Origin of the sequence: Methylobacterium sp. WL120, assembly GCF_008039465.1 — a bacterium.
Lineage (GTDB): Bacteria > Pseudomonadota > Alphaproteobacteria > Rhizobiales > Beijerinckiaceae > Methylobacterium > Methylobacterium cerastii.
Genome location: NZ_VRUT01000284.1, coordinates 1 through 2,912, shown reverse-complemented (window position 1 = coordinate 2,912; position 2,912 = coordinate 1). Strand labels below are relative to the sequence as shown.

General features: G+C 71.7%; 3 protein-coding genes. 1 reads left to right on the top strand and 2 read right to left on the bottom strand.

Translation table 11 applies throughout. The features are described from left to right. Positions 1-289 precede the first annotated feature (289 nt). Both FV229_RS26230 and FV229_RS26225 read right to left on the bottom strand, forming a co-directional pair. Positions 290-802, bottom strand: a complete 513-nt coding sequence (locus FV229_RS26230; protein WP_147754721.1) for a dihydrofolate reductase — start codon at positions 800-802, stop codon at positions 290-292. Next, complete coding sequence (locus FV229_RS26225) at positions 802-1,596, bottom strand: thymidylate synthase (RefSeq protein WP_147754720.1); 795 nt, start codon at positions 1,594-1,596, stop codon at positions 802-804. The genes FV229_RS26230 and FV229_RS26225 overlap by 1 nt, the downstream gene beginning before the upstream one ends. A 118-nt stretch (positions 1,597-1,714) precedes the next feature. Here FV229_RS26225 and selA point away from each other — a divergent pair. Continuing rightward, a partial coding sequence (selA, locus tag FV229_RS26220) for an L-seryl-tRNA(Sec) selenium transferase (RefSeq protein ID WP_147754719.1) occupies positions 1,715-2,912 on the top strand: 1,198 nt, incomplete at its 3' end.

The following is a 2,912-nucleotide window of genomic DNA, read 5'->3' as shown; positions in this document are numbered from 1 at the left end:
ACCCCAGGGACCTCCCCCGCCGCCACCGCCGCCGCTCTGATTGCTCCAAGGCATGCTAGCCGTCTTCTCCTGCCTGCTGCGGGGTCGCCCGCGCGCCAACGGTTCGAACCGCCCACGCGGCCCGCGACCGTGTCCAAACCTGCCCGGATGAGGCAGCCACCGGAACGAGCGGAGGCCTACGCACCTGCGAGGGACCGTCGCCTGCTGTCAAGGCAGGCAGGTGGGCATCGCCGCCCCCTTTGGCAACCGCGACCCGACGCCCCTGCACATCCGTGCGAAATCGTGGTTTTCACGGGATGCGTTCGAGGTCCACGAACGTGTAGGCGTGCTCGTCGTGCGGGCCGGCCGGATGGGCCTCGCGGAAGGTCTCGCGAAACACGCTCCGGTCGAAGTCCGGGAAGCGCACGTCGCCCTCGGGACTCGCCGCCACCTCGGTCAGCCGCAGCGCGTCGGCGTGGGGCAGCGCGAGCCGGTAGATCTCGGCGCCGCCGACCACCATCAGTTCCTCGGCCGAGGCCGCCGCCAGCGCCTGCGCCCAATCGTGGACCGTCTCGACGCCCTCGGCCGCGAAGCCGCGGTCGCGGGTCAGCACCAGCGTGCGCCGCCCGGGCAGCGGGCGGCCGATCGAGGCGTAGGTCTTGCGGCCCATCAGCATCGGCTTGCCCATGGTGACGGCCTTGAACCGCTTGAGGTCCCCGCGCAGGTGCCACGCGAGCCCGTTGTCCCTGCCGATGATGCCGTTCTCGGCCAACGCCACGACGAGGGTGATCCGCAGCCGCGCGCCGGCGGTCGAAGCGGGCATCAGACGGCCACCGGTGCGCGGATCGCGGGATGGGGGTCGTAGCCCTCGATCGCGATGTCCTCGTAGCGGAAGGCGAACAGGTCGCGGATCTCGGGGTTGAGGCGGAGCGTCGGCAGCGGGCGCGGCGCGCGGGCGAGTTGGAGGCGCGCCTGGTCGAGGTGGTTTCGGTAGAGGTGCGCGTCACCGAAGCTGTGGACGAAGTCGCCGGGCCGGAGCCCCGTCACCTGCGCGATCATCGCGGTGAGGAGCGCGTAGCTCGCGATGTTGAACGGCACGCCGAGGAAGGCGTCGGCCGAGCGCTGGTAGAGCTGGCACGAGAGCCGCCCGTCCGCGACGTAGAACTGGAACAGGCAGTGGCAGGGCGCCAGCGCCATCCGGTCGAGGTCGGCCGGATTCCAGGCCGAGACGACGAGGCGGCGCGAATCGGGGTTGCGGCGGATCTCCTCGACGACCCAGGCGATCTGGTCGACGGTGCCGCCGCCGGGCTTCTCCCAGGAGCGCCACTGCTTGCCGTAGACCGGGCCGAGGTCGCCGTCCGCGTCGGCCCACTCGTCCCAGATCGTCACCCCGTTGGCGCGCAGCGCGGCGACGTTGGTGTCCCCGGCCAGGAACCACAGCAGCTCGTGGACGATCGAGCGCAGGTGCAGCTGCTTCGTCGTGACCAGCGGAAAGCCACGATCGAGATCGAATCGCATCTGATGCCCGAACACCGAGAGGGTGCCCGTGCCGGTGCGGTCTTCCTTGGCGCAGCCCTCATCGAGGATGCGGGTGAGCAGGCTGTGATACGCGTCCATCGGCGACCTTCCTGCCCGCCTTCGCGCGTGTTGCCAAGCATGCTCTCCCGAGATCGGCATTCGGGCGGAGCCCGACATGGGACTGGATGGCGCGGTCCGACCTGCTATCTCTTCGCCCATGAGTTCACTCGCGTCCGTTCCCCGTCCGCGCGACCAGATCCAGGGCGCGCGTCCGCCCTCCGTCGAGCGGCTCCTCGGGCACCAGGTTGCTGCCAGTCTGATCGAGACCTTCGGGCGGACCGCTGTCCGAGACGCCGTCCGCGAAGACTTGGCGGCGATCCGCGCCCGCGCCGAGGGCGTCCCGGACGAGGCCGCGATCCTCGCCGCCGTCGAGGGGCGCCTGTCTGCGCTGTCGCGCGCTTCGCTGCGCCCGGTCTTCAACCTCACCGGCACGGTGCTGCACACCAACCTCGGCCGCGCCCTGCTGCCGCCGGAGGCGGCCGAAGCGGTGTCCGCAGTGATGACCGGGGCTGCCAACCTCGAATTCGACCTCGCCACCGGCGAGCGCGGCGAGCGCGACGACCACGTCGAGGCGCTGATCTGCCGGCTGACCGGGGCCGAGGCGGCGATCGTCGTCAACAACAACGCGGCCGCCGTCTTCCTCGTCCTCAACGCCCTGGCGATGCGCAAGGAGGTGGTGGTCTCCCGCGGCGAACTGGTGGAGATCGGCGGTTCGTTCCGCGTCCCCGACGTGATGGCGCGGGCCGGCTGCCGCCTGCGCGAGGTCGGCACCACCAACCGTACGCACCTGCACGACTTCGACGAGGCGCTTGGCCCGCGAACCGGCCTGGTGATGCGGGTGCACCCGAGCAACTACGAGATCCGCGGGTTCACGGCGCAGGCCCGGGACGACGAACTCGGCGCGCTCTGCCGCGCCCGCGGCGTGCCGCTGGCCGTCGATCTCGGCAGCGGCAGCCTGGTGGATCTCGCCGCCCACGGCCTGCCGCCGGAGCCGACCGTGCGGGCAGCGCTGGCGCATGCCGACCTCGTCACCTTCAGCGGCGACAAGCTCCTCGGTGCGGTCCAGTGCGGGATCGTCGCCGGGCGGACGGACCTGTTGCGGAAGATCCGCAGGAGCCCGCTCAAGCGGGCGCTGCGCGTCGACAAGATGACCTACGCCGCGCTCGAAGCGACGCTGCGGCTCTACCTGAACCCCGAACGGCTCGCCGAGCGCTTGCCGACTCTGCGGCTGCTGACCCGGAAAGCCGAGGCGATCGACGCGCAGGCGCGCCGCCTTGCGCCGGAGGTGGCGCGCCGCCTCGCCGGCCGGGCGGAGGTGGCCGTCGCCGCCTGCAGCAGCCAGATCGGCTCGGGCG